A 21342-nucleotide genomic window follows, 5' to 3' on the forward strand; every position below is an offset into this window, starting at 1 on the left:
TTACGAGCCAAAAGGAGAGACAAAATGCATTTAGCACAACCCTATTATTTTTTGCTGCTAATTTTTATTGGATTATTCATCCTAATATATTTTTTTCGCAAAAAATATACAAAACAAACTATCCCCTCCAATTTACTTTGGGAGGAAGTTCTTAAGGAAATGAGGGCATCCTCCTGGTTTCATAAATGGCAAAATAATGTTCTATTCTGGCTGCAGCTTCTATGCTTGCTACTCTTGATGTTTGCATTAGTAGGACCATATTTTGCTAAAGAAACGATGAAAGGGGAGCAAATCATATTCTTATTTGATACCTCGGCTTCGATGGCCGCGAATGGTAGTAGCTCTAACCGTTTAGAAGATAGTAAAAAAGAAGCACTCGAAATGATGAAAGGTCTTCAGAAAAATCAAGCCGTTACGATTTTAGAGGTAAATGATCGTCCTCAAATACTTCTGCATAATGAGTCAGAGCGAGATAAAATAAGTGCCGCAATCAAAGGGCTAGAACTTTCCTATACACATGAAGACTGGCAAAGTGCAACAGAGCTGACGGCAAGTCTAGCGAAAGAGGGTAAAACGGCCATTCATATTTTTTCGGATGGGGTAGAGAAGGAAAGAATAAAAAATATCGATTCTTTTTATGTAAAAGTACATAATCAAGAGCAGGAAAAAGCAGAAAATGTTTCAATTTTATCTTTTGGTGTATCAAAAAATGCCGATAAAATAGCGGGAATTGCGATGGTGGAAAACCAAACAGATTCCCAAAAAACAATACCTTTTCAAGTTGAAAGTGAAAAAACAGTGCTTTATCAACAAGATATTGAATTAGAGCCAAAGGAAAGAAAAGTAATTGCGATAAACGATCTTCCTGAGAAATCTTATTACAGTGCCCAACTTAATGTAACAGATGATTTTTTAGTTGATAATATGCAAACCGCTGTATTAAATAAACAGGCAACAACTATGTATACTGATAATGAAATGAATCCTTTTTTGGTAAAAGGATTTGAGGCGATCGGTCTTCAAGTTATCCAAATGGAGAATAAAGAAGATTTTCTCACAAAACAGGATGGTATTTTCCTATTATCTGGTTCTGCGTTACCCGAACATATCGAAGGCCCATTTGTTTTCTTCTTTACAGGTGGAAAAAAAGAAGAAGTGCAAACAGTGATAGAACCAAGTGAGGATGAACTACTTTTACATGTCGATATGAAGGATGTTTTTATCACAAGTGCAACGAAGCAGACAATGAAAACGATGAAACCCATTGTTAAAAGTGGAGAACTGCCGTTAATTCAAAAAGGTGAATGGAATAATCAGCCCGCTATAGCTATTCAATTTGACTTAAAAGATAGTGATTGGCCATTACATCCAAGTTTTCCGATCTTTTTATATAATATGTATCAATGGCTTTCTTCTCAATCCAATTATGTTGGTGATTTTCAGCCATTAGAATCGCGGACCATTCATTTAACAAGCAAAGAAACAGAGTGGGATATTTATAATGAAAGCGACCAATTAGTGAGAACCTTCTCATTGGATGATGGTTTCCAAGCACCAAAGCTGCCTGGTGTTTATCAATTGACAAATGGCTCTGAAATTCTTTATTTTTCAGTAAATCTAGATGATCGAGAGAAGACGACTGCTACGCAAAAGTCGTTTGTTCTAAATGAAGATAAACTAATAGGCAATGAAATGACAAAAACGCAGAATGATTGGTTATGGTATATTTTATGTTTGCTTGCGCTGATCACTTTATGTATGGAATGGGAGGTGTATCGACGTGCAGATAGAGTTTAAATACCCATTCATTCTATTAATTTTTCTTCCTATTGTCTTTCTTCTTTATCGGTACTGGAAACAATCAAGGATGATGTCAAATAGAAAAGAAAGACAAGTTATTCTCTTTTTAAGAAGCTTGATTTTTTCTCTATTAATTCTTGCGCTTGCCATTCCACAAATAGTTCTGCCGCAAAAAGAAAACCAAGTTGTTTTTCTGATGGATCGCAGTGCAAGTGTACAAGATGCAGGAGAGCAGCAGCTTGAATGGCTGGAAAAAAGCTTGCGATATAAAAAAGAAAAAGATCTCTATAGTGTTCTTTCCTTCGGAGAAAAAACAAATATAGAGCAAATGATGGGCAAAGATGAACTTCGTTTTCCGAAATGGAATGAGGAGTTAGGCAAAGACCACACAAATATTGAAGGGGCGCTTAACCTTGCCAGCAGTGTTTTTTCCAATAATAGCGGCGGTAGGATTATACTGTTTACCGACGGGAACGAAACGATGGGAAATCTTACTGAAGCGGCAAAATTATTAAAAAACCGCTCCATTGAATTAGACACTGTGCTGCTTGAGCCCTCTTTATATGAAGATACTGCTGTTACAGATGTAGAAGTGCCGTCCACTTTATTTGAAGGGGAACAAGCAAATGTTTCTGTAACAATTGAAAGTAATAAGGCGAAAACGGGATTACTACATTTTTATGAAAATAATCATAAAATTGTCTCAAAGTCTATCAAAGTGAAAGAAGGTACAAATGTAATCCCTATTCAGTTTCCTGTAAAACAGACTGGCTTGGTAACATATAAAGCAGAAGTTGAACTTATGAATGATGCCTATGCTGAAAATAACAAGCTTCAGGTTGTCAATATGGTTAAAACCATTCCGAAAATTTTAGTAGTGCAAAATAGTCCCAATGAAGCATTTGTTCAAGCATTAGAAGCTGCTGGGTATAAAGTAGAGGTTCGTTCCTCTATTCAGCTTCCTACTGTGCTTTCTGGCTATTTAAACTATCAGTCGATTATTTTTAATAATATTGCAGCAACAGATATTACGGAAAAGCAAATGAGTCTTATTGAAAAAAGCGTTAAAGACTTTGGTGTCGGTTTTCTCATGACGGGTGGAGAAAACAGTTTCGGGTTAGGAGGATATTTTCAAACCCCTATCGAAAAATTATTGCCTGTTGATATGGATATAAAAGGGAAAAAGGAAATGCCCTCACTGGCATTAATGATTGTTTTGGACCGTTCGGGAAGCATGGACGGATCGAAATTTTCGTTAGCAAAAGAAGCAGCAGCTCGGACTGTAGAATTGCTTCAAGAGACTGATACATTAGGATTTATAGCTTTTGATGATAAACCGTGGGTTATTGTAGAACCTGAACCTTTGAAAAATAAAGAGGAAGTTGTAGAGAAGATTCGTTCTGTCCCAGTTGGCGGCGGAACCGAAATTTATGGGTCATTACTGGAAGCCTATGAGCAAATCAGTGATTTAGATGTAAAAAGAAAACATATTATTTTGCTAACAGATGGACAATCTGCAACGAATAATAATTATGAAGAGTTAATTAATAATGGCAGCAAGAAAAACGTTACAATTTCAACAGTGGCTTTGGGGGCGGATGCAGATCGGAATTTATTAGAAGAATTAGCGGAAATGGGAGCTGGACGTTTTTATGATGTACAGGATTCTTCGGTAATTCCTTCGATTCTATCAAGAGAAACTGTTATGGCGACAAGAACTTATATTGAGGATAATCCGTTTTATCCTCAAATAAAGTCTGGCTACGGATGGGATTCCTTGTTTAGTAAAGGGGTACCAAAAATGAATGCCTATATCGCAACAACGCCAAAATCAGAAAGCACCGTTCCAATTGAGAGTACAAAAAAAGATCCTGTTCTAGCGGAATGGCAATACGGTTTAGGTAAGGCAATAGCTTTCACTTCTGATGTAAATGGTATGTGGGCAGGAGATTGGGCGCGTTGGAACCAATGGAGTAGTTTTATGACAAAAATGGTCGCAAATACCCTGCCACAGTACGATTCGGAAGCATATTCTTTATCCGTTGAAAAAGCGAAAGACCGAACCTATCTATCGATAACCGCTGATCATTTATCGATGCTTCCGATTGAAACAACCATTATTTCCGAAAGAGGAGATACGGTGGAAGGAAATACAAAAATGATTGCTCCAGGAAAATATGAAGTGGATGTTGACGATGATCCAGGTCTTTATTTTATTCATGTTAAACAAACAGATGAGGACGGAAACGTTACTGTTTACCAATCAGGATTTACCGTTCCCTATTCAGACGAATATTTAATTACCGGAGCAAATAAAGAAAAGCTTGCTGAGCTTCTGGCGATAACTAACGGATCTCAGCTGGAGAAAGAATCACAAGCGTTTCGTCCGTTAAAGGATCCAGTTAAACAAAAGCAGGAAATTACCGAAATCTTGCTGCTGATTAGCTTCCTGCTTCTATTTTTCGAAATTGCTATTAGAAGACTTGGATTACCAGTGAAATTTTTCCCTGTCTTTGAAAAGAGAAAAAGAGGTAAGCGTCAAAAGAATCGAATATCTTCTATAGAGAAGAAAAAAAGTGGAGCACCTAAAGAAAGACCAGTTGCTTTAAAGAAAGATGTTTCAAGCAGAGAACCGAAACAAAAGCAAGAAAAACCGCGAGAGAAGATAAAGACGGAAAAGGTAGACAGCGAAAATCATTTGGAACAATTATTACAAATGAAGCGGAAGAAAAAGCGATGAATCAGATTGGTATGAAACTGCAGACAAACTTTATTGATTGTCTGCAGTTTTTTGAGGTGGAAAAGGTAATAGAGAAGTACCATCTGTGACCGAGCAAGGGGCAAGAAGTCAAGTCCGAAATAATGTGTTAAATTCCTTAACTACAATGTTACAACTTAATTTAGATTCTTTTAATTCTAGGGTATAATAAACTAATATTGTAATATTTTGGAATAGAGGAAATGGTCAAAAAAAAGGAGAGAGACATGAGCAACAAACTACTATAGTTTATTTGGAGTTATCTAACTTATTCCTTCGAAGAGGCTATTGATGGAGCAGATTTGATAGCGGAAGTAAAAATAATGGTAGAACTACTGCAAAAAAACACCGTAACGGCTACACATGAACTAGGAAATGCAATTGGTATAGGCGATTTATATAGTGTAGTTAATAAAAACAAACTAATGTATGGGATAGAAAACAGAACTGAAATGCACCACAAACTGCTGATAAAACAGATGCAAAAGAGGCTACGAGATCATTGAAATTCTAGAATTATGAATCTAGCAATTTTTTAGAAATATTAATTTTAATATTCAAAGATAGAGTCCTCTAGAAAAGAGATATATGAAACGTTTGATTAGGCAGCTTTTATAAGGTGTCTTTTTTCTGGCTCATAATAGCCTTTAAGGTAATCACGTCGGTCGGCAGAACGTTCATAAGAATTGGCATTTAGATAGAGGTCACGCTCTTTTTCCATAAGTTCATTTAATACTAAAACGATAGAAGATTTCGTAATCGCTTCTATATCAAAATTAATTACGGATTCTTTTTACACAATTATATGGACTTAATCGGGAAAGAGGAGAAAAAGGTAACAGAGAAGCTTAGTAAAACCTATGTGTATTTTATGTCAAAAAAACTTATCTCATTTATAGATGCTCAGTAAGACAATTACCAGTTTGTACAACGATAACCAAGTCGCTTCCGCTTTTCGATTTGTCCGGCTCCGAGTGTCCAGGGGCTGATGGGCTTCCCGCCGCTTCCCTACGATAAGTCAACATCAGTTCACTGTCTTTCGCTGTGTTTCCTTTATCTCAGTAAGACACCTACCAGTTTGTACAACGATAACCAAGGCGCTTCCGCTTTTCGATTTGTAAAGATATTTTCTTGACATCTTTTTTGGGGGTGTGTAAAATAGTCGATGTAAAGGCTTTTGACTTAACACGGGGGTATTATTCGATGCTTGAGAAAACAACGAGAATGAATTATTTATTTGATTTTTATCAGTCGTTGTTAACACCGAAGCAACGAAGCTATATGTCTCTTTACTATTTGGATGATTACTCTCTTGGGGAGATTGCTGCGGAGTACAATGTAAGCCGGCAAGCGGTGTATGACAACATTAAACGTACGGAAGCAATGCTAGAAGAATATGAGAATAAGTTAGTGTTACTTCAGAAATTTCAGGAACGTCAAGTTCTTTTTGAAAAGATGAAAAAAATGCTAGAACATGATACCTTATCTATATCTGCGTTGCGAGAAGCAGTAGAGGAACTAGAGAAATTAGATTAAGGAGGCTGACGTATGGCATTTGAAGGTTTAGCTGACCGACTGCAGAACACGATGCAAAAAATCCGCGGAAAAGGGAAAGTAAATGAAGCGGATGTTAAAGAAATGATGCGTGAAGTTCGTCTTGCACTCCTTGAAGCGGACGTTAACTTTAAAGTGGTAAAAGACTTTGTCAAAAAAGTAAGTGAGCGTGCAGTTGGACAGGAAGTGCTAAAAAGCTTAACTCCTGGACAACAAGTTATTAAAGTAGTAAAAGAAGAACTTACTGAATTAATGGGTGGAGAAGAAAGTAAAATTGGCGTTAGTAAGCGCCCTCCAACTGTTGTTATGATGGTCGGACTACAAGGGGCAGGTAAAACAACAACTACTGGTAAGCTTGCGAATTTATTGCGTAAAAAACATAATCGTAATCCGTTATTGGTAGCTGCAGATATTTATCGTCCTGCTGCGATTAAGCAATTGCAAACTTTAGGAAAGCAGCTTGATTTTCCGGTATTTTCACTAGGAGATCAAGTTAGTCCAGTTGAAATTGCAAAACAAGCAATTGAAAAAGCAAAAGAAGATCATCATGATTATGTTTTAATTGATACAGCTGGTCGCCTTCATGTAGACGAAGCACTAATGGATGAATTAAAGCAGATCAAAGAACTTGCAAACCCAGAAGAAATATTACTCGTTGTCGATGCAATGACAGGGCAGGATGCTGTTAACGTAGCTGGCAGTTTTAACGAGCAGTTAGGATTAACGGGAGTTGTTTTAACAAAACTTGATGGGGATACACGCGGGGGAGCAGCACTTTCTATTCGTTCTGTTACAAATACACCAATTAAATTTGTTGGTTTGGGAGAAAAAATGGATGCGCTTGAAGCGTTTCACCCTGAGAGAATGGCTTCCAGAATCTTAGGAATGGGCGATGTCCTAAGCTTAATCGAAAAAGCACAAATTAATGTAGATGAAGAAAAAGCAAGAGAGTTAGAAAAGAAAATGAAGTCTGATTCATTTACCTTTGATGATTTTCTTGATTCCTTAAGCCAAGTTAGAAGTATGGGGCCGCTGGACGAATTATTAAAAATGATGCCAGGTGCGAACAAAATCAAAGGCTTAAATAATATGAAGGTGGATGAAAAGCAAATTGCCCATGTTGAGGCAATCATTAAGTCCATGACAAAGCAAGAAAAAGAGCATCCTGAAATTATCAATTCTGGCAGAAGAAAGCGTATTGCGAAAGGAAGCGGAAGAACGGTTCCAGAAGTAAATCGACTTTTAAAACAGTTTGATGATATGAAAAAAATGATGAAGCAAATGACCAATATGGGTCAAAAAGGCAAGAAAAAAGGTAAATTTAAATTACCATTTAACCCTTTTTAACAGCGATTATTTGTAAAAAAGAGGATCTGTTTGTCCATTGGAATGGCGCGGAGACTGCCTGTGAGAGGGCTTAAATAAAGATTTTTAACACTGACAAGAAAAAACACTTTACAAAGTGTTGGAGTATCTGATAATATACTATCTTGTGTGAAACTATTCGGAGGTGCAATATTAAATGGCAGTAAAAATTCGTTTAAAAAGAATGGGAGCAAAAAAATCTCCTTTTTATCGTATCGTAGTAGCAGATTCTCGTTCACCACGTGATGGACGTTTCATTGAAACAGTAGGAACTTACAATCCAGTAGCAAACCCTGCTATCGTGGAAATCAACGAAGATAAAGCTCTACAATGGTTACAAAATGGTGCAAAACCATCTGATACAGTACGTAACCTATTCTCTAACCAAGGTATTATGGAGAAATTCCACAATATCAAAAACGGTAAATAATATTTGATGCAATGAAAGAGCTTATAGAAACGATTGTTAAGCCCCTTGTTGATTTTCCAGAGGAAGTTGCTGTAACTGTAACAGAAGAGGATAATCGTATCACTTACTTGCTTTCTGTCAACGAGAATGACATTGGAAAGGTAATAGGGAAGCAAGGGCGAGTTGCTAGAGCAATTCGAACGATTGTTTATGCAGCAGGATCATTACAACAAAAGAAAATTATTGTTGATATTAGAGATTAAATGAAAAGGAAGGAGGGGGAACCCTCCTTCCTTTATTTTTTAGGGGAAATAGTAGCTTTGGCTGATAAAATGGAAATTTGGCTGAAAAGAGAGCGTGTTTGGCTGATAAATCGGAAATTTGGCTGATAAGAAAGCAGGATTGGCTGATAAATCGAGATTTTGGGCTGATGATCGCACTATAAATAGCTAATATAACTTCATTACCCTAAAAGGCAGAAACAAACGGCAGCTTTTCTGAAAAATAGTTGTAATTACGTTCGGAAAATTGATTCCCCCCTTTGTTTTTAGACGAAAACAGTAATCTGTGTTACTTTGTTAGTAGTAAGGACTAAAGTTGTCATCTGTTAGGAGGAAGTGAATGAAGATTCTTCAGTCTGTAACAGTAAAACAAGTATTAACCGAAACTACCAAAAAGTCGATTTCCGATCGATATAGGCAAGAAATACAGCAGTTAGAAAAAGAAATACAGCAGCTTCAATTTGAAGAAAGAAAACAATTGAAAAATAATCCTTCTATTTCGGAAATAAAAACTTTTTTTCGTAAGGAAGTTACAAATAAATTAGAGAAACAAAAAACGATAGAGTTTCAATTAAAGCAATTACATATACTACCGTTAGGGACAGAGATTAAAGAACAGGAAGTAATGGGACTTGTTGATGTTCAAGTGGGACAGGCTTGGGAAAGTACTAAGAAGACGATTGTTGTCAAAGATGGAATAGTGGTTGATATTCGATAGAGGTGAAGGTAATGGAAAAATGGTTTAATGTTGGAAAAGTTGTAAATACCCATGGGATAAGAGGAGAAATCCGCGTCATTTCTCGTACTGATTTTCCAGAAGAACGATATAAAATTGGAAACACCATTTATTTTTTTCAAAACGATAAAGCAAATCCCCTAGAACTGAAAATTAAAAGTCATCGTGAGCATAAGAACTTCAATCTACTTACATTTGAAGGCTATGATAATGTAAATGATGTAGAATTTATGAAGGGTGGTCTCCTGAAGGTTCCAGAGAGTTTTTTAGGTGAGCTTGCGGAGAATGAATATTACTTCCATGAAATTATTGGCTGTAAAGTAGTGACAGTTAAAGGAGAAGAACTTGGAGAAATCACAGAAATTTTAACACCAGGTGCAAATGATGTTTGGGTGGTAAAGGGTAAAGATAAGAGTGAAATTTTAATTCCTTATATTGAAGAGGTAGTCATGAAAGTAGATGTAGAAGAAAAAGTAGTTGTCATAGAGCCGATGGAAGGGCTGTTGTCTTAATGAAAATTGACGTATTGACTTTATTTCCTGAGATGTTTGAAGGCGTCCTTCATAGCTCCATTTTAAAAAAAGCACAAGAAGCGGAAAAAGTAGCTTATAAGATCGTCAATTTTCGCGATTATGCCGATAATAAACATCAAACCGTTGATGATTATCCATATGGAGGAGGTGCGGGAATGGTGTTGAAGCCACAGCCTATATTTGACGCTGTGGACGCTCTAAAACCAAAAGATAACAGAAAGCCTCGTGTCATCTTGATGTGCCCTCAAGGCGAAAGATACAGTCAAGCAAAAGCAGAGGAATTAGCACAAGAAGAGCATTTGATTTTCATTTGCGGACATTATGAAGGCTATGATGAGAGAATTAGAGAACATTTAGTGACAGATGAAATCTCTATTGGTGATTATGTCCTTACAGGCGGCGAATTAGGGGCTATGGTCGTTATTGATAGTGTAGTACGTTTATTACCAGGCGTGCTTGGAAAAGAAGCATCCCATGTTAATGACTCTTTTAGCACTGGTTTGTTGGAGCATCCTCATTACACTCGTCCAGCCGATTTTCGAGGAATGAAGGTACCAGACACGCTGCTTTCTGGAAATCATGCACATATTGATGAATGGAGAGAAAAGGAATCCTTCCGAAGAACGATTGAAAGACGACCAGATTTACTCGAAAATTATCCGCTGACTGAGAAGCAGAAAAAGTTGGTAAAAGAGCTAACAAATCAGCATCATCCAAGCTAATGGGGGATGGAATTGTTGATGATTTGATGAAGGAATCTATTAAGGAGCAAGGTAATACTATTATTTTCAGAAAAAATATTGCTGTTATGCTCCTTTTATGTTAAGATAACACTTGTGACTTAAACAGATGAATTTCTGTGAAGGGTCTTATAACGATGTTCCGCTGCAAGTGGTCTCTATCTATGAGTGCAAGAGCGTCTGTTGGAAGGAGTTGAAAACGATGCAAAAATTAATAGAAGAAATTACAAAAGAACAACTTCGTTCTGATCTTCCTGCGTTCCGTCCTGGTGACACTGTACGTGTACACGTGAAAGTTGTTGAGGGTACTCGTGAGCGTATTCAGTTATTTGAAGGTGTTGTAATTAAGCGTCGTGGTGGTGGAATCAGCGAAACTTTTACAGTACGTAAAGTTTCTTACGGAGTTGGCGTTGAGCGTACATTCCCTGTTCACACACCTAAAATTGCGAAGCTAGAAGTTATCCGTCGCGGTAAAGTACGCCGTGCGAAACTTTACTACCTACGTAACCTGCGTGGTAAAAAAGCTCGTATTAAAGAAATTCGATAATTGTTACCAAAAAAGAGCCTGTTCTTGTAACAAGCTCTTTTTTATATCCTTAAATGCTGCTTATAGAAAACTCGCATATTAGAAATAATAGTCCTATAATTCATCCAAAAATGAGGGGGATGCTGAGAAAGGAAACTGAAGTGGTCTTTAAATGGAATCACAACTTAGCAAATCTATTTCTAATCTATATGCGAATAATTGGAGTAATCTGGAACAAAAGTCCAACTGCAATCTTTCCAATTTTACTTCATCCGGAAATTCCGCTAAAATATTATCATGGTAGAGAACTTTTAACCATACATAAAAAAATACCTATATTGTTCAGTTAAGGATTGGTGAAAGGTATGGCAACTGAAAAGAAGAAGAAAAATGAAATTTGGGAATGGAGTAAAGCATTAATAATTGCTGTTTTACTTGCTGTTGTTATTCGCTATTTTTTATTTGCTCCAATTGTAGTTGATGGTGAGTCCATGCAGTCTACATTGCTAGATCAAGATCGAATGATTGTCAATAAGATAAATTACAAAGTAAGTGAACCGAAGCGTTTTGATATTGTTGTGTTCCACGCTCCAGAAGGTAAGGACTATATAAAAAGAGTAATTGGTCTACCCGGAGATACAATTGAATATCGCGATGATGTTTTATATGTGAACGGACAAGCTTATGAAGAACCTTATTTAGAACATAATAAAGAAGGCGTAATAGGCCCTCTAACAGAAGACTTTACAGCAACTGTGCCAAAAGGAGAATTATTTGTGATGGGAGATAACCGTCGCAATAGTAAAGACAGTCGTCATATCGGTACAATTGGCTTTGATAAAATTATTGGTACTACGAGTGTGGTATATTGGCCAATAGCTGATTGGAAAATAGTAGAATAATGTTAGTGGGAGAAATAGAGGTGCATGCATGACTATACAATGGTTTCCAGGGCATATGGCAAAAGCCAGAAGGCAAGTAACGGAAAAATTAAAGCTAGTTGATATTATTTTTGAATTAGTGGATGCGAGAATTCCGCAATCTTCACGAAATCCAATGATTGATGAAATTATCCAGCATAAGCCAAGAATTGTTTTGTTAAATAAAGCAGATATGGCAGATAAAGAACGAACGAAAGAATGGATTCGTTATTTTCAAAGTCAAGGGATAAGAGCACTTGCGATTAACTCTCAAGCAGGTGTTGGAATGAAAGAAATTACTGCTTTAGCAAAAGAAGTACTAGCAGAAAAATTTGATCGGATGAAAGCGAAAGGGATTAGACCTCGAGCCATTCGAGCGATGATTGTTGGAATTCCTAATGCAGGTAAATCTACTTTAATTAATCGGTTGGCAAAGAAAAACATTGCCAAAACGGGGAATACACCTGGTGTGACGAAAGCGCAGCAATGGATTAAAGTAGGGAAAGAACTGGAGTTATTAGATACACCTGGAATACTATGGCCGAAATTTGAAGATCAGGAAGTAGGCTTAAAGCTTGCATTAACAGGTGCGATAAAGGATACAATTTTGAATTTGCAGGACATTGCTATATTCGGACTTCGTTTTTTGGAAAAAGAGTATCCGCAACGTTTAAAAGAAAGGTACCAATTAGAAATAATTCCAGAAGATACAGTAGAGCTGTTTGATCGTATCGGTGAGATAAGAGGAGCTCTGTCGGGTGGCGGTATCGTTAACTATGATAAAGTAACGGAACTAATTATTCGTGACATTAGAGGTGAAAAGTTTGGTCCGCTAACTTTTGAAAGAGCAGACGAAATGTAAGGGAAAAACTGCAAGGAGAAGTGGCTAAAAACAGACACTTCTCTTTTTTATGTAATATATATTTACCTATAAATGATTAGGTCCAGCGCTTTGAATCATATGGGAGATAAGAAATGATATGAAGCATCCCACACGGAATAATAGGACCATTTATAGGACCGGTCTCTTGGAAGGGAATGTGATCGGGGCTATAAAAAAGGAAGCGATTGAACCGATATAACTACTGAGGTGTAAACAATGAAATTAGCAACAATGAAAGATATCAAAGAGGCGCTAGAAGCAATAAGGGAAGTAAATGACCCATTTATCCTTGAATTAGAAAAAGACGAGAGGAAAGGGGCTCAGAAGCTTTTAGAAGCGTGGAAGAAGCGGATAGAGAAGGAAGAAAAGCTCCATCATCACTTTCTATCAATGAACCACTATGAACAAATTATCAGAAAGCAAGGTTATACATATATAGCAGGAATCGATGAGGTTGGCAGAGGACCGCTTGCAGGGCCTGTTGTTACAGCAGCTGTCATCCTGCCAGAAGATTTCTATTTACCAGGTATCGATGACTCAAAAAAATTATCTGAGAAAAAAAGAGAATTATTTTACGAGATAATCCAAAAAGAAGCAATTGCCATTGGCGTGGGAATTATTTCACCTGCTGAAATTGATCGTATAAATATTTATCAAGCAACAAAAAAAGGGATGCTTCTAGCAATTAATGAACTTTCACAAACGCCAGACTACTTACTAATTGACGCAATGAAATTAACGACACCATATCCAAGTCAATCTCTTATTAAAGGAGACAGTAAAAGTGTCTCTATTGCTGCAGCTAGTATAATAGCAAAAGTGACAAGAGATCGTATGATGAAAGAGCTGCATCAAGAATATCCAGAATACCATTTTGCGACAAACATGGGCTATGGGACACAGGAACATTTAGCTGCTCTTAAAGAGTACGGAATTACCATTCATCATCGTAAAAGTTTTTCCCCTGTGAAAGAGATGGTAGAAAATAACTAGCTGAATCTGTAAGGAAGGAGGAAGAGAAAGATGAATGTGAACCATATTGTCCAAACTTTATTTCAAGAAAACCTTATGAGTAATAAAAGTCTGGAATTACGAGATGGACAACTAGTTTATGGGAAATTAACGAAACTTTTTCCTCAACAAATGGCAGAGGTACAAATAGGCTCACAAAAAATGCTTGCAAACCTAACGATTCCGTTAACTCTTGATAAAAGTTATTGGTTTCAAGTTTCCATTACAGATAACAAACCAGTTCTAAAAGTATTGCCGCAGTCATCAGAAGTTCCAGCTGCAAAGGGGAATATCAATGGATTACTTCAGCAGCTGCATCTTACCGATACGAAAGAAAATAAACTGCTTCTTCATTTTTTACTATCTAATAATCTACCAATTTCGAAAGAAGCGATAAGATCTATAGGTGAATGGCTGCCAAAATCAATAGGGAAACAGGAGCTTGCTACTATCGGTCTTATGATGGAAAGAGAGCTCCCTCTGACAAAGGAAGTATTTGCAAGTATTTCCGCCTTGCAATCCAATAAAGGAGTTAGTGTGCTGCTAAATGAACTTCAGCAGCAGTTGTCTACCTATCATATTAAAGAACCAAAGGTAGCGGATGTCCTTTCGGGGATTAGTGAGAGTGGAAAGGTTGCTCAAGATAATATCGTTGCTTCACTAAAAGCTGTTCTGCATAAAATGGGCTATTCGTTTGAAGCGGGATTGTTACAGCATACGCAAATAGAGGAGCAAACAACTAAAGAAATATTAAAACCATTGCTGCTAGGATTGATGGGAAAAGATATCCCTGATGTTGTGAAAGAAACTGCAGGTCAATTAATTGATAAAGTGACAGGGTATCAGCTTATCAGTCAGCAAACAGGTCCAATGATGCAAATGATAACAGAAATTCCTCTTCGTTTTTTTAATCAACAAGTGGATGTGACAATGCAATATAATGGCAGAAAAACAGCAGATGGAAAAGTCGATAGTAATTATTGTCGCATTCTTTTTTACTTAGAACTGGCTAATTTAAAAGATACAGTTATTGATATCCATATTCAAAATAGAATCATGAACATGATTATATTAAATGATCAGTCAACAAAAATAATGCCCTTAATTAAACAGGCAGAGGAGCCCTTAAAAGAAAAACTACGGGAATTAGATTATACCTTACTGTCTATTCATGTGAAAGACTTGTCAAAAGAAAACAAACCCATATGGAGTTCCCAACAAGCAGTGAAAGGAAATGCCTACAGAGGGGTGGATATAAAAATATGAATAAACACCATTCTTTAAAAAGGAAAGAAGCAATAGCATTAACTTATGAACAGCAAAAACACGCTTCCCCTACCGTTATTGCAAAAGGCAAAGGCGTGATCGCAGAACAAATTCTGGAACGTGCCAAAAAAGAGAACATTCCAATTCAAGAAGATCCCTCTCTTGTAGAGCTTTTAAGTAAATTAAATATAAATGAACAAATTCCTGAAGATTTATACATGACAGTGGCAGAAGTGTTTGCATTTATTTATGCTTTAGAGAAGGAAGTAACGGAAAAAGAGGGGGAAAAAGCAAAATAAGAAAGAAAAAATATTTTTAATTGTAAAATATTTAAAGATAAAAGCCTTTTTTATAGACAAAGAAAGGTTTTTTCCTTTAAAATGAAAGCGTGAACATATTTTTGTCTTTTCTAAATACATAAAATAATCGTAATTTGCTCTCGAAAAGAATATTAATACAGTGATAACGATACTTATGTTTTGGAAAAAACAAATGAATGGATGGGAAAAAGTTATTCATTCACGAAAGTCATCATGCAGTTGTCTCCAATTTTACACAAAAAGGGAAAATAAGGGGTGTGGAAGCTTGAATATTCATGAATATCAGGGGAAAGAGATTTTAGAATTAAATGGCGTCGCAGTACCAAAAGGAAAAGTAGCTTTTACAGTAGAAGAGGCAGTGCGAGCTGCAGAAACATTAAATAGTGATGTATGGGTAGTGAAAGCGCAAATCCATGCAGGTGGTCGCGGTAAGGCTGGAGGAGTAAAAGTTGCCAAAAGCTTAGATGAAGTACAAACATATGCTTCTGACATTCTAGGGAGCACATTAGTAACTCACCAAACAGGTCCCGAAGGAAAAGTTGTAAAACGATTATTAATTGAAGAAGGTTGCCGGATCAAGAAGGAATATTACATAGGTTTTGTTGTGGATCGAGCAACATCTAGAATCGTATTGATGGCTTCTGAAGAAGGCGGTACAGAAATTGAGGAAATTGCAGAAAAGTACCCAGAGAAGATTGTAAAAGAAGTTATTGATCCAGTGACTGGCTTAACACCATTTCAAGCACGTCGAGTTGCTTTCTCTATTAACATTCCGAGCAAGCAAGTTAATAAAGCGGTTGCCTTTATGACTGGATTATATAAAGTATTTGTTGAAAAAGACTGCTCTATTGCTGAAATTAATCCCTTAGTTTTAACGGAAGATGGAAATATTATCGCATTGGATGCAAAATTAAATTTTGATTCAAATGCATTGTATAGACATAAAGATATTGTTGCCTATAGAGATTTAGATGAAGAAAACGAAAAAGAATTAGAAGCTTCTAAATATGATTTAAGCTATATTGCCTTAAATGGAAATATTGGCTGTATGGTCAATGGTGCTGGACTTGCTATGGCAACAATGGATATTGTTAAGCATTATGGCGGAGAACCGGCCAATTTCTTAGATGTTGGGGGCGGTGCGACAGCAGAAAAAGTAACGGAAGCATTTAAAATCATTCTATCTGATTCTAATGTGAAGGGGATTTTTGTCAATATTTTTGGAGGCATCATGAAATGTGATGTTATTGCGACTGGAATTGTAGAAGCCGCAAAGCAAGTTAGTCTTCATGTACCATTAGTTGTTCGCTTGGAAGGAACAAATGTGGAGCTTGGCAAAAAAATTCTTCGTGAATCTGGAGTAGATATTGTCGCAGCAGAATCAATGGCTGATGGTGCTGAGAAAATTGTAACCCTAGTAGAACAAGGAGGGAATGCATAATGAGTGTTTTTATTAATAAAGATACAAAAGTCCTTGTCCAAGGAATCACAGGTGCAACAGCACTATTTCATACTAAACAAATGCTTGAATATGGAACTAAAATAGTTGGCGGGGTAACACCAGGGAAAGGTGGTACAACGGTAGAAGGAGTGCCGGTATTTAATACCGTTAAAGATGCAGTGGATGTAACCGAAGCAAATGCATCCGTAATTTATGTACCAGCTCCATTTGCAGCAGACGCTATTTTAGAAGCAGTTGATGCCGAATTAGACTTAGTAATCTGTATTACCGAACATATTCCTGTTCTGGACATGGTGAAAGTTAAGCGCTATTTGGAAGGGAAAAAGACTAGATTAATAGGACCAAACTGTCCAGGTGTAATTACCCCAGAAGAATGTAAAATTGGCATTATGCCAGGTTATATCCATAAGAAAGGGCATGTAGGCGTTGTTTCTCGTTCTGGTACTTTAACATATGAGGCTGTTCATCAGCTTTCTCAAGCTGGGATTGGTCAGTCAACAGCTGTAGGAATTGGTGGAGATCCAGTTAATGGAACAGATTTTATTGATACACTAAAAGCATTTAATGAAGATGAAGATACGTATGCAGTTATCATGATTGGGGAAATTGGTGGGACGGCTGAAGAAGAAGCAGCCCGCTGGGTGAAAGAAAACATGACGAAGCCAGTTGTTGGATTTATCGGCGGTCGTACAGCTCCTCCAGGAAAGCGTATGGGCCATGCGGGGGCGATAATCTCTGGCGGTAAAGGAACAGCAGATGAGAAAATTAGTGTTCTAACGGAATGTGGCATTAAAGTAGCCCCAACACCATCTGATATGGGGGCAACACTTATTGAGGTGTTAAAAGAGCAGTCGTTATACGAAAAATGTAAGACACATGAAGTGGTAGCAAAATAGAGAAAAGCTTAATCTAGCCTTATTCCACTAAATAAGGCTAGGTTTTTTCTTGATTTTTTTAAAGAGGATGGCATATGTAGCTAATCTATTAATTTACAATAGAAACAGTACCTCAATACTAGGAATTTTCAGAAAAACTAATTATAATGAAGGAAGATAATCCTTATTTAATTTATGTTTCTCTTTCTTTTGTATTTTTAGCTGATTTCTTTGTGAAAAGTAGAAAGCGAAAGGAAGAAAAGATGGAAATAATAAATAAATTATTAGTGAAATTACATCATTGTCAAGGAATCAGCTGGAAAATGATCGATCGTCTTCTAAAAGAAGATCCCACTCTTCAGTTGGAGAAAATCCCTTCCTTTATATCCTCGATGTCACCTACTATGGAAAAGGAAATAGTAGAAACAATCCATTCTCATCATGTTGAAGAACAATTAAACCAATATTGGTATAATCAAATTCATCCAATTACATTTTTTGATCCGTTATATCCGCCGTTTTTAAAAGAAATATATCAACCACCTTGGGTTCTTTATGCAAAAGGAGATCTTGAGCTGCTGCAATCGAAGAGAAAGCTTGCAATTGTAGGTTCGCGTTTAGCTACCAATTATAGTACCAAAGTAATAACAAGGTTGATGAAAGAACTAGTAGAGGAGAAAATCACCATAGTAAGTGGACTTGCACATGGGGTTGATTCGATTGCCCATAAGCTGGCAATCGAAAATGGCGGCAAAACCATCGGTGTTATTGCTGGAGGTATTTTTCATATCTATCCAAAAGAAAGCATAGAGTTAGCAGGAGAAATGATGAAACATCATTTAGTCATTTCCGAATATCCTCCGTTAACTAAGCCTCTAAAATGGCAATTTCCAATGAGAAATCGAATTATAAGCGGTTTAAGCAATGGAACACTTGTCGTAGAAGCAAAGAAAAAAAGCGGCTCCTTAATAACTGCTAATTTCGCTGTAAATGAAGGGCGGGATGTATTTGCTGTTCCTGGCAATATATTTAGTCCTTATTCAGACGGTCCAAATGAATTAATTCAACAAGGAGCAAAGCCGGTGCTTGAAGCAAAAGATATACTAGAAGAATGGAAGCATTTATCGAAGTAGGAAAAAGTAAACTAGAAATAGCTTTGCAGACAAATTTATTAAATAAAATAATCATTTTCACAGATAGTAAAATGAAAATAGTTTGCAATACAAAAGGAAAGTGATACGCTATAAGCAGCAAATTATTTAAGGAATTATCTTTTTTTAGTTCGGTCAGTGTGACTAACATCTCTGCCAATGAGAATTCACCGGAGGGGATTTAGCTGCAGTTAAGAAAGTAAAAACGCTATTCCAAACCAATGAGCAAGAAAAGTTGTTTCCATAAATTTGGAGTTTTTCATGAAAATTCAAAAAAAGTGTTGCTATTTTTATCATTTTGTTATACATTTTGCAACGTATAGATATTTCAAAGATAAAATTATGTAAATAAAGAGAGTGAAAACGTTTGCTAGTTATCGGAATGTTTGACAAATCAAAACATAGTATACAATAATAGTGAATATTTAAATCCCTCTTAAGGAGGACAGTTGATGTCAGATTTTTTAGTAATCGTTGAGTCACCAGCTAAAGCAAAGACAATAGAACGATATTTAGGAAAAAAATATAAAGTGAAAGCATCGATGGGGCATATTAGGGATTTGCCTAAAAGCCAAATGGGTGTTGATATAGAAAAACAATTTGAGCCGAAGTACATAACTATCCGTGGAAAAGGTCCAGTATTAAAAGAACTTAAAACAGCAGCAAAAAAAGCCAAAAAAATCTATTTAGCAGCTGACCCGGATCGCGAAGGAGAGGCAATTGCCTGGCATTTGGCAAATAGCTTAAATGTTGATATCGAATCAGATTGTCGCGTTGTTTTCAATGAGATAACAAAAGATGCTATCAAAGAATCATTTAAGCATCCTCGTGCGATTAATATGGATTTAGTAGATTCTCAGCAGGCTAGAAGAGTTTTAGACCGTTTAGTGGGTTATAATATCAGTCCATTATTATGGAAAAAAGTAAAAAAAGGGCTTAGTGCAGGAAGAGTACAATCAGTTGCAGTACGTCTCATTATTGAAAGAGAACAAGAAATTAAAGAATTTGTACCAGAAGAATACTGGTCCATTGAAGGAAGTTTTATAAAAGGAAAAAATAATTTCGAAGCATCCTTTTACGGTGTAAATGGAAAAAAAGTTGAGTTGCATTCAGAAGATGAAGTAAAAAAAATTACTAGTCAGTTAAAAGATAATAAGTTTACTGTCGATAAAGTGAGTAAAAAAGAGCGGAAGAGAAATCCTGCTGTTCCATTTACAACATCTTCTTTACAACAGGAAGCTGCCCGCAAATTGAATTTCCGAGCAAAGAAAACAATGATGTTAGCACAGCAATTATATGAAGGAATAGATCTTGGAAAAGAAGGAACAGTGGGTTTGATAACCTATATGAGAACGGATTCCACTAGAATATCAGAGGTTGCACAAAGTGAAGCATATGACTATATAAACAGTCAATATGGCAAAGAGTATACACGTGAAGAGAAGAAACAAGAGAAGAAAAATCCAAAGGTTCAAGATGCCCATGAAGCAGTACGTCCAACTAGTATAGGTCGTGAGCCTAGCAAGATGAAGGAATATTTATCCCGAGATCAATTTAGATTGTATAAGCTTGTGTGGGAAAGATTTATTGCCAGCCAAATGGCGCCAGCTGTTATGGATACGATGAGTGTGGATTTATCAAATGGTAACGTCCTTTTTCGTGCTAATGGTTCAAAAATTAAGTTCCCAGGTTTTATGAAGGTATATGTGGAGGGCACAGATGACAACGTTGATGAGAAAGATCGACAGCTCCCAGATTTAAAAGAAGGAGATGTTGTCTTAAATAAGGATATTGATACAAAACAGCATTTCACTCAGCCGCCTCCACGTTATACAGAAGCAAGATTAGTTAGAACACTAGAGGAATTGGGGATAGGAAGACCATCTACATTCGCACCAACTTTAGATACAATTCAAAAAAGAGGTTATGTGGCTCTTGATAACAAACGATTTATTCCAACGGAGCTTGGGGAAATTGTTTTAGAGTTAATTTTAGAATTTTTCCCAGAAATATTAAATATTGAGTTTACAGCCAATATGGAACAAGACTTGGATAATATTGAGGCGGGCAAGGTCAATTGGGTAAAGGTTATCGACGATTTTTATAAAACGTTTGAGAAAAGACTTGAAGTTGCAGAACAAGAGATGCAAACTATTGAAATCAAAGATGAGCCAGCTGGAGAGGACTGCGAAGAATGTGGTCATCCGATGGTATTTAAAATGGGACGTTATGGAAAATTTATGGCATGTAGTAATTTTCCAGAATGCAGAAATACGAAAGCAATCGTCAAGGATATTGGTGTGAAATGTCCGAAGTGTCATGAAGGGAATATAATTGAAAGAAAAAGTAAAAAACGCAGAATTTTTTATGGCTGTGATCGATTCCCAGAATGTGACTTCATTTCATGGGATAAACCACTACAAAGACCATGTCCAAAATGTGAAAATATGTTAGTGGAGAAAAAATTAAAAAAAGGCGTTCAAGTACAGTGCGTAAACTGCGACTATAAAGAAGAACCACAAAGTTAAAATAGCTAGAATAAATAAATTTATTTGAGGGTGAGCAAAAGCTCACTCTCTTGTCACGTTACTGCCCAAGTATTCTTTTTCAAGTATCCCCTAAATTAGATATATAATGGAAGAAAAATAGATATTTTGCGAAAAAATTATTAATTCGCTTAAAGTAGAAACTTTTCATTCTTTCAATCGTATAGTAAAATGCTATGAGTGAACATCATCCATACATTTTAGCA

General features: G+C 36.5%; 20 protein-coding genes and 1 pseudogene. 20 read left to right on the forward strand and 1 reads right to left on the reverse strand.

Annotation, left to right across the window (positions count from 1 at the left end):
* Nucleotides 1–24 precede the first annotated feature (24 nt).
* The 3 genes from MHH96_RS14845 (at nucleotide 25) to MHH96_RS14855 (ending at nucleotide 5064) form a co-directional block, all read left to right on the forward strand.
* Entirely contained in the window at nucleotides 25–1797 is a 1773-nt protein-coding gene (locus MHH96_RS14845) for a vWA domain-containing protein (RefSeq protein WP_061796716.1), read from the forward strand.
* On the forward strand, nucleotides 1781–4540 hold the full coding sequence (locus tag MHH96_RS14850; RefSeq protein ID WP_341117620.1) for a VWA domain-containing protein: 2760 nt from the start codon (nucleotides 1781–1783) through the stop codon (nucleotides 4538–4540). The genes MHH96_RS14845 and MHH96_RS14850 overlap by 17 nt, the downstream gene beginning before the upstream one ends.
* A 341-nt stretch (nucleotides 4541–4881) precedes the next feature.
* Complete coding sequence (locus MHH96_RS14855) at nucleotides 4882–5064, forward strand: hypothetical protein (protein WP_144544195.1); 183 nt, start codon at nucleotides 4882–4884, stop codon at nucleotides 5062–5064.
* Between the two features lie 122 nt (nucleotides 5065–5186).
* Here MHH96_RS14855 and MHH96_RS25650 read toward each other — a convergent pair.
* Nucleotides 5187–5339: pseudogene (locus MHH96_RS25650) on the reverse strand (IS256 family transposase); the annotation flags it as partial.
* A gap of 422 nt (nucleotides 5340–5761) precedes the next feature.
* Between MHH96_RS25650 and MHH96_RS14860 the strand changes: the two are divergent.
* From MHH96_RS14860 to topA, 17 genes are all read left to right on the forward strand, one after another.
* The gene (locus MHH96_RS14860; protein WP_047939979.1) at nucleotides 5762–6094 is read left to right on the forward strand and encodes a putative DNA-binding protein; all 333 of its coding nucleotides are present in this window, start codon (nucleotides 5762–5764) and stop codon (nucleotides 6092–6094) included.
* Between the two features lie 12 nt (nucleotides 6095–6106).
* A complete protein-coding gene (gene ffh, locus MHH96_RS14865; RefSeq protein WP_047939980.1) occupies nucleotides 6107–7459 on the forward strand; it encodes a signal recognition particle protein in 1353 nt (450 codons plus the stop codon).
* Nucleotides 7460–7634: 175 nt separating this feature from the next.
* Nucleotides 7635–7907, forward strand: coding sequence for a 30S ribosomal protein S16 (rpsP, locus tag MHH96_RS14870; protein WP_016201097.1), 273 nt, complete (start codon nucleotides 7635–7637; stop codon nucleotides 7905–7907).
* Nucleotides 7908–7918: 11 nt separating this feature from the next.
* On the forward strand, nucleotides 7919–8149 hold the full coding sequence (locus MHH96_RS14875) for a KH domain-containing protein (protein WP_031534442.1): 231 nt from the start codon (nucleotides 7919–7921) through the stop codon (nucleotides 8147–8149).
* A 358-nt stretch (nucleotides 8150–8507) separates the two neighbouring features.
* Nucleotides 8508–8885 carry a YlqD family protein gene (locus tag MHH96_RS14880; RefSeq protein ID WP_047939981.1) on the forward strand — a complete coding sequence of 126 codons (378 nt, stop codon included), beginning with the start codon at nucleotides 8508–8510 and terminating at the stop codon, nucleotides 8883–8885.
* 11 nt (nucleotides 8886–8896) lie between these two features.
* A complete protein-coding gene (rimM, locus tag MHH96_RS14885; protein WP_144579777.1) occupies nucleotides 8897–9415 on the forward strand; it encodes a ribosome maturation factor RimM in 519 nt (172 codons plus the stop codon).
* Nucleotides 9415–10158, forward strand: a complete 744-nt coding sequence (gene trmD, locus MHH96_RS14890; RefSeq protein ID WP_095321290.1) for a tRNA (guanosine(37)-N1)-methyltransferase TrmD — start codon at nucleotides 9415–9417, stop codon at nucleotides 10156–10158. Before rimM ends, trmD begins: the two co-directional genes overlap by 1 nt.
* Before the next feature lie 220 nt (nucleotides 10159–10378).
* The gene (gene rplS / locus MHH96_RS14895; protein WP_047939984.1) at nucleotides 10379–10723 is read left to right on the forward strand and encodes a 50S ribosomal protein L19; all 345 of its coding nucleotides are present in this window, start codon (nucleotides 10379–10381) and stop codon (nucleotides 10721–10723) included.
* 344 nt (nucleotides 10724–11067) lie between these two features.
* On the forward strand, nucleotides 11068–11604 hold the full coding sequence (gene lepB, locus MHH96_RS14900; protein ID WP_047939986.1) for a signal peptidase I: 537 nt from the start codon (nucleotides 11068–11070) through the stop codon (nucleotides 11602–11604).
* A gap of 28 nt (nucleotides 11605–11632) precedes the next feature.
* Nucleotides 11633–12484 carry a ribosome biogenesis GTPase YlqF gene (gene ylqF, locus MHH96_RS14905; protein WP_047939987.1) on the forward strand — a complete coding sequence of 284 codons (852 nt, stop codon included), beginning with the start codon at nucleotides 11633–11635 and terminating at the stop codon, nucleotides 12482–12484.
* Between the two features lie 237 nt (nucleotides 12485–12721).
* Nucleotides 12722–13498, forward strand: a complete 777-nt coding sequence (locus MHH96_RS14910; protein ID WP_095257551.1) for a ribonuclease HII — start codon at nucleotides 12722–12724, stop codon at nucleotides 13496–13498.
* A 30-nt stretch (nucleotides 13499–13528) separates the two neighbouring features.
* Nucleotides 13529–14782 (forward strand): hypothetical protein, encoded by a 1254-nt coding sequence (locus tag MHH96_RS14915; RefSeq protein ID WP_061796710.1) that lies wholly within the window; start codon nucleotides 13529–13531, stop codon nucleotides 14780–14782.
* A complete protein-coding gene (locus MHH96_RS14920) occupies nucleotides 14779–15081 on the forward strand; it encodes an EscU/YscU/HrcU family type III secretion system export apparatus switch protein (RefSeq protein ID WP_061796708.1) in 303 nt (100 codons plus the stop codon). The genes MHH96_RS14915 and MHH96_RS14920 overlap by 4 nt, the downstream gene beginning before the upstream one ends.
* A 286-nt stretch (nucleotides 15082–15367) precedes the next feature.
* A complete protein-coding gene (gene sucC, locus MHH96_RS14925; RefSeq protein WP_047939991.1) occupies nucleotides 15368–16543 on the forward strand; it encodes an ADP-forming succinate--CoA ligase subunit beta in 1176 nt (391 codons plus the stop codon).
* Nucleotides 16543–17460 carry a succinate--CoA ligase subunit alpha gene (gene sucD, locus MHH96_RS14930; protein WP_047939992.1) on the forward strand — a complete coding sequence of 306 codons (918 nt, stop codon included), beginning with the start codon at nucleotides 16543–16545 and terminating at the stop codon, nucleotides 17458–17460. Before sucC ends, sucD begins: the two co-directional genes overlap by 1 nt.
* A 242-nt stretch (nucleotides 17461–17702) precedes the next feature.
* Nucleotides 17703–18572, forward strand: coding sequence for a DNA-processing protein DprA (gene dprA, locus MHH96_RS14935; protein ID WP_047940271.1), 870 nt, complete (start codon nucleotides 17703–17705; stop codon nucleotides 18570–18572).
* A gap of 470 nt (nucleotides 18573–19042) precedes the next feature.
* Complete coding sequence (topA, locus tag MHH96_RS14940; RefSeq protein ID WP_095257550.1) at nucleotides 19043–21118, forward strand: type I DNA topoisomerase; 2076 nt, start codon at nucleotides 19043–19045, stop codon at nucleotides 21116–21118.
* Nucleotides 21119–21342 lie beyond the last annotated feature (224 nt).

It is taken from the genome of Niallia sp. FSL K6-0212 (assembly GCF_038007605.1).
Classification (GTDB): Bacteria; Bacillota; Bacilli; order Bacillales; family Cytobacillaceae; genus Niallia; species Niallia circulans.

Bases quoted from the DNA above. Each gene is read 5' to 3' on its own strand.
- MHH96_RS14845 (WP_061796716.1), top strand. From the start codon at position 25: ATGCATTTAGCACAACCCTATTATTTTTTGCTGCTAATTTTTATTGGA.
- MHH96_RS14855 (WP_144544195.1), top strand. From the start codon at position 4,882: ATGGTAGAACTACTGCAAAAAAACACCGTAACGGCTACACATGAACTA.
- MHH96_RS14860 (WP_047939979.1), top strand. From the start codon at position 5,762: ATGCTTGAGAAAACAACGAGAATGAATTATTTATTTGATTTTTATCAG.
- ffh (WP_047939980.1), top strand. From the start codon at position 6,107: ATGGCATTTGAAGGTTTAGCTGACCGACTGCAGAACACGATGCAAAAA.
- rpsP (WP_016201097.1), top strand. From the start codon at position 7,635: ATGGCAGTAAAAATTCGTTTAAAAAGAATGGGAGCAAAAAAATCTCCT.
- MHH96_RS14875 (WP_031534442.1), top strand. From the start codon at position 7,919: ATGAAAGAGCTTATAGAAACGATTGTTAAGCCCCTTGTTGATTTTCCA.
- MHH96_RS14880 (WP_047939981.1), top strand. From the start codon at position 8,508: ATGAAGATTCTTCAGTCTGTAACAGTAAAACAAGTATTAACCGAAACT.
- rimM (WP_144579777.1), top strand. From the start codon at position 8,897: ATGGAAAAATGGTTTAATGTTGGAAAAGTTGTAAATACCCATGGGATA.
- trmD (WP_095321290.1), top strand. From the start codon at position 9,415: ATGAAAATTGACGTATTGACTTTATTTCCTGAGATGTTTGAAGGCGTC.
- rplS (WP_047939984.1), top strand. From the start codon at position 10,379: ATGCAAAAATTAATAGAAGAAATTACAAAAGAACAACTTCGTTCTGAT.
- lepB (WP_047939986.1), top strand. From the start codon at position 11,068: ATGGCAACTGAAAAGAAGAAGAAAAATGAAATTTGGGAATGGAGTAAA.
- ylqF (WP_047939987.1), top strand. From the start codon at position 11,633: ATGACTATACAATGGTTTCCAGGGCATATGGCAAAAGCCAGAAGGCAA.
- MHH96_RS14910 (WP_095257551.1), top strand. From the start codon at position 12,722: ATGAAATTAGCAACAATGAAAGATATCAAAGAGGCGCTAGAAGCAATA.
- MHH96_RS14915 (WP_061796710.1), top strand. From the start codon at position 13,529: ATGAATGTGAACCATATTGTCCAAACTTTATTTCAAGAAAACCTTATG.
- MHH96_RS14920 (WP_061796708.1), top strand. From the start codon at position 14,779: ATGAATAAACACCATTCTTTAAAAAGGAAAGAAGCAATAGCATTAACT.
- sucD (WP_047939992.1), top strand. From the start codon at position 16,543: ATGAGTGTTTTTATTAATAAAGATACAAAAGTCCTTGTCCAAGGAATC.
- dprA (WP_047940271.1), top strand. From the start codon at position 17,703: ATGGAAATAATAAATAAATTATTAGTGAAATTACATCATTGTCAAGGA.
- topA (WP_095257550.1), top strand. From the start codon at position 19,043: ATGTCAGATTTTTTAGTAATCGTTGAGTCACCAGCTAAAGCAAAGACA.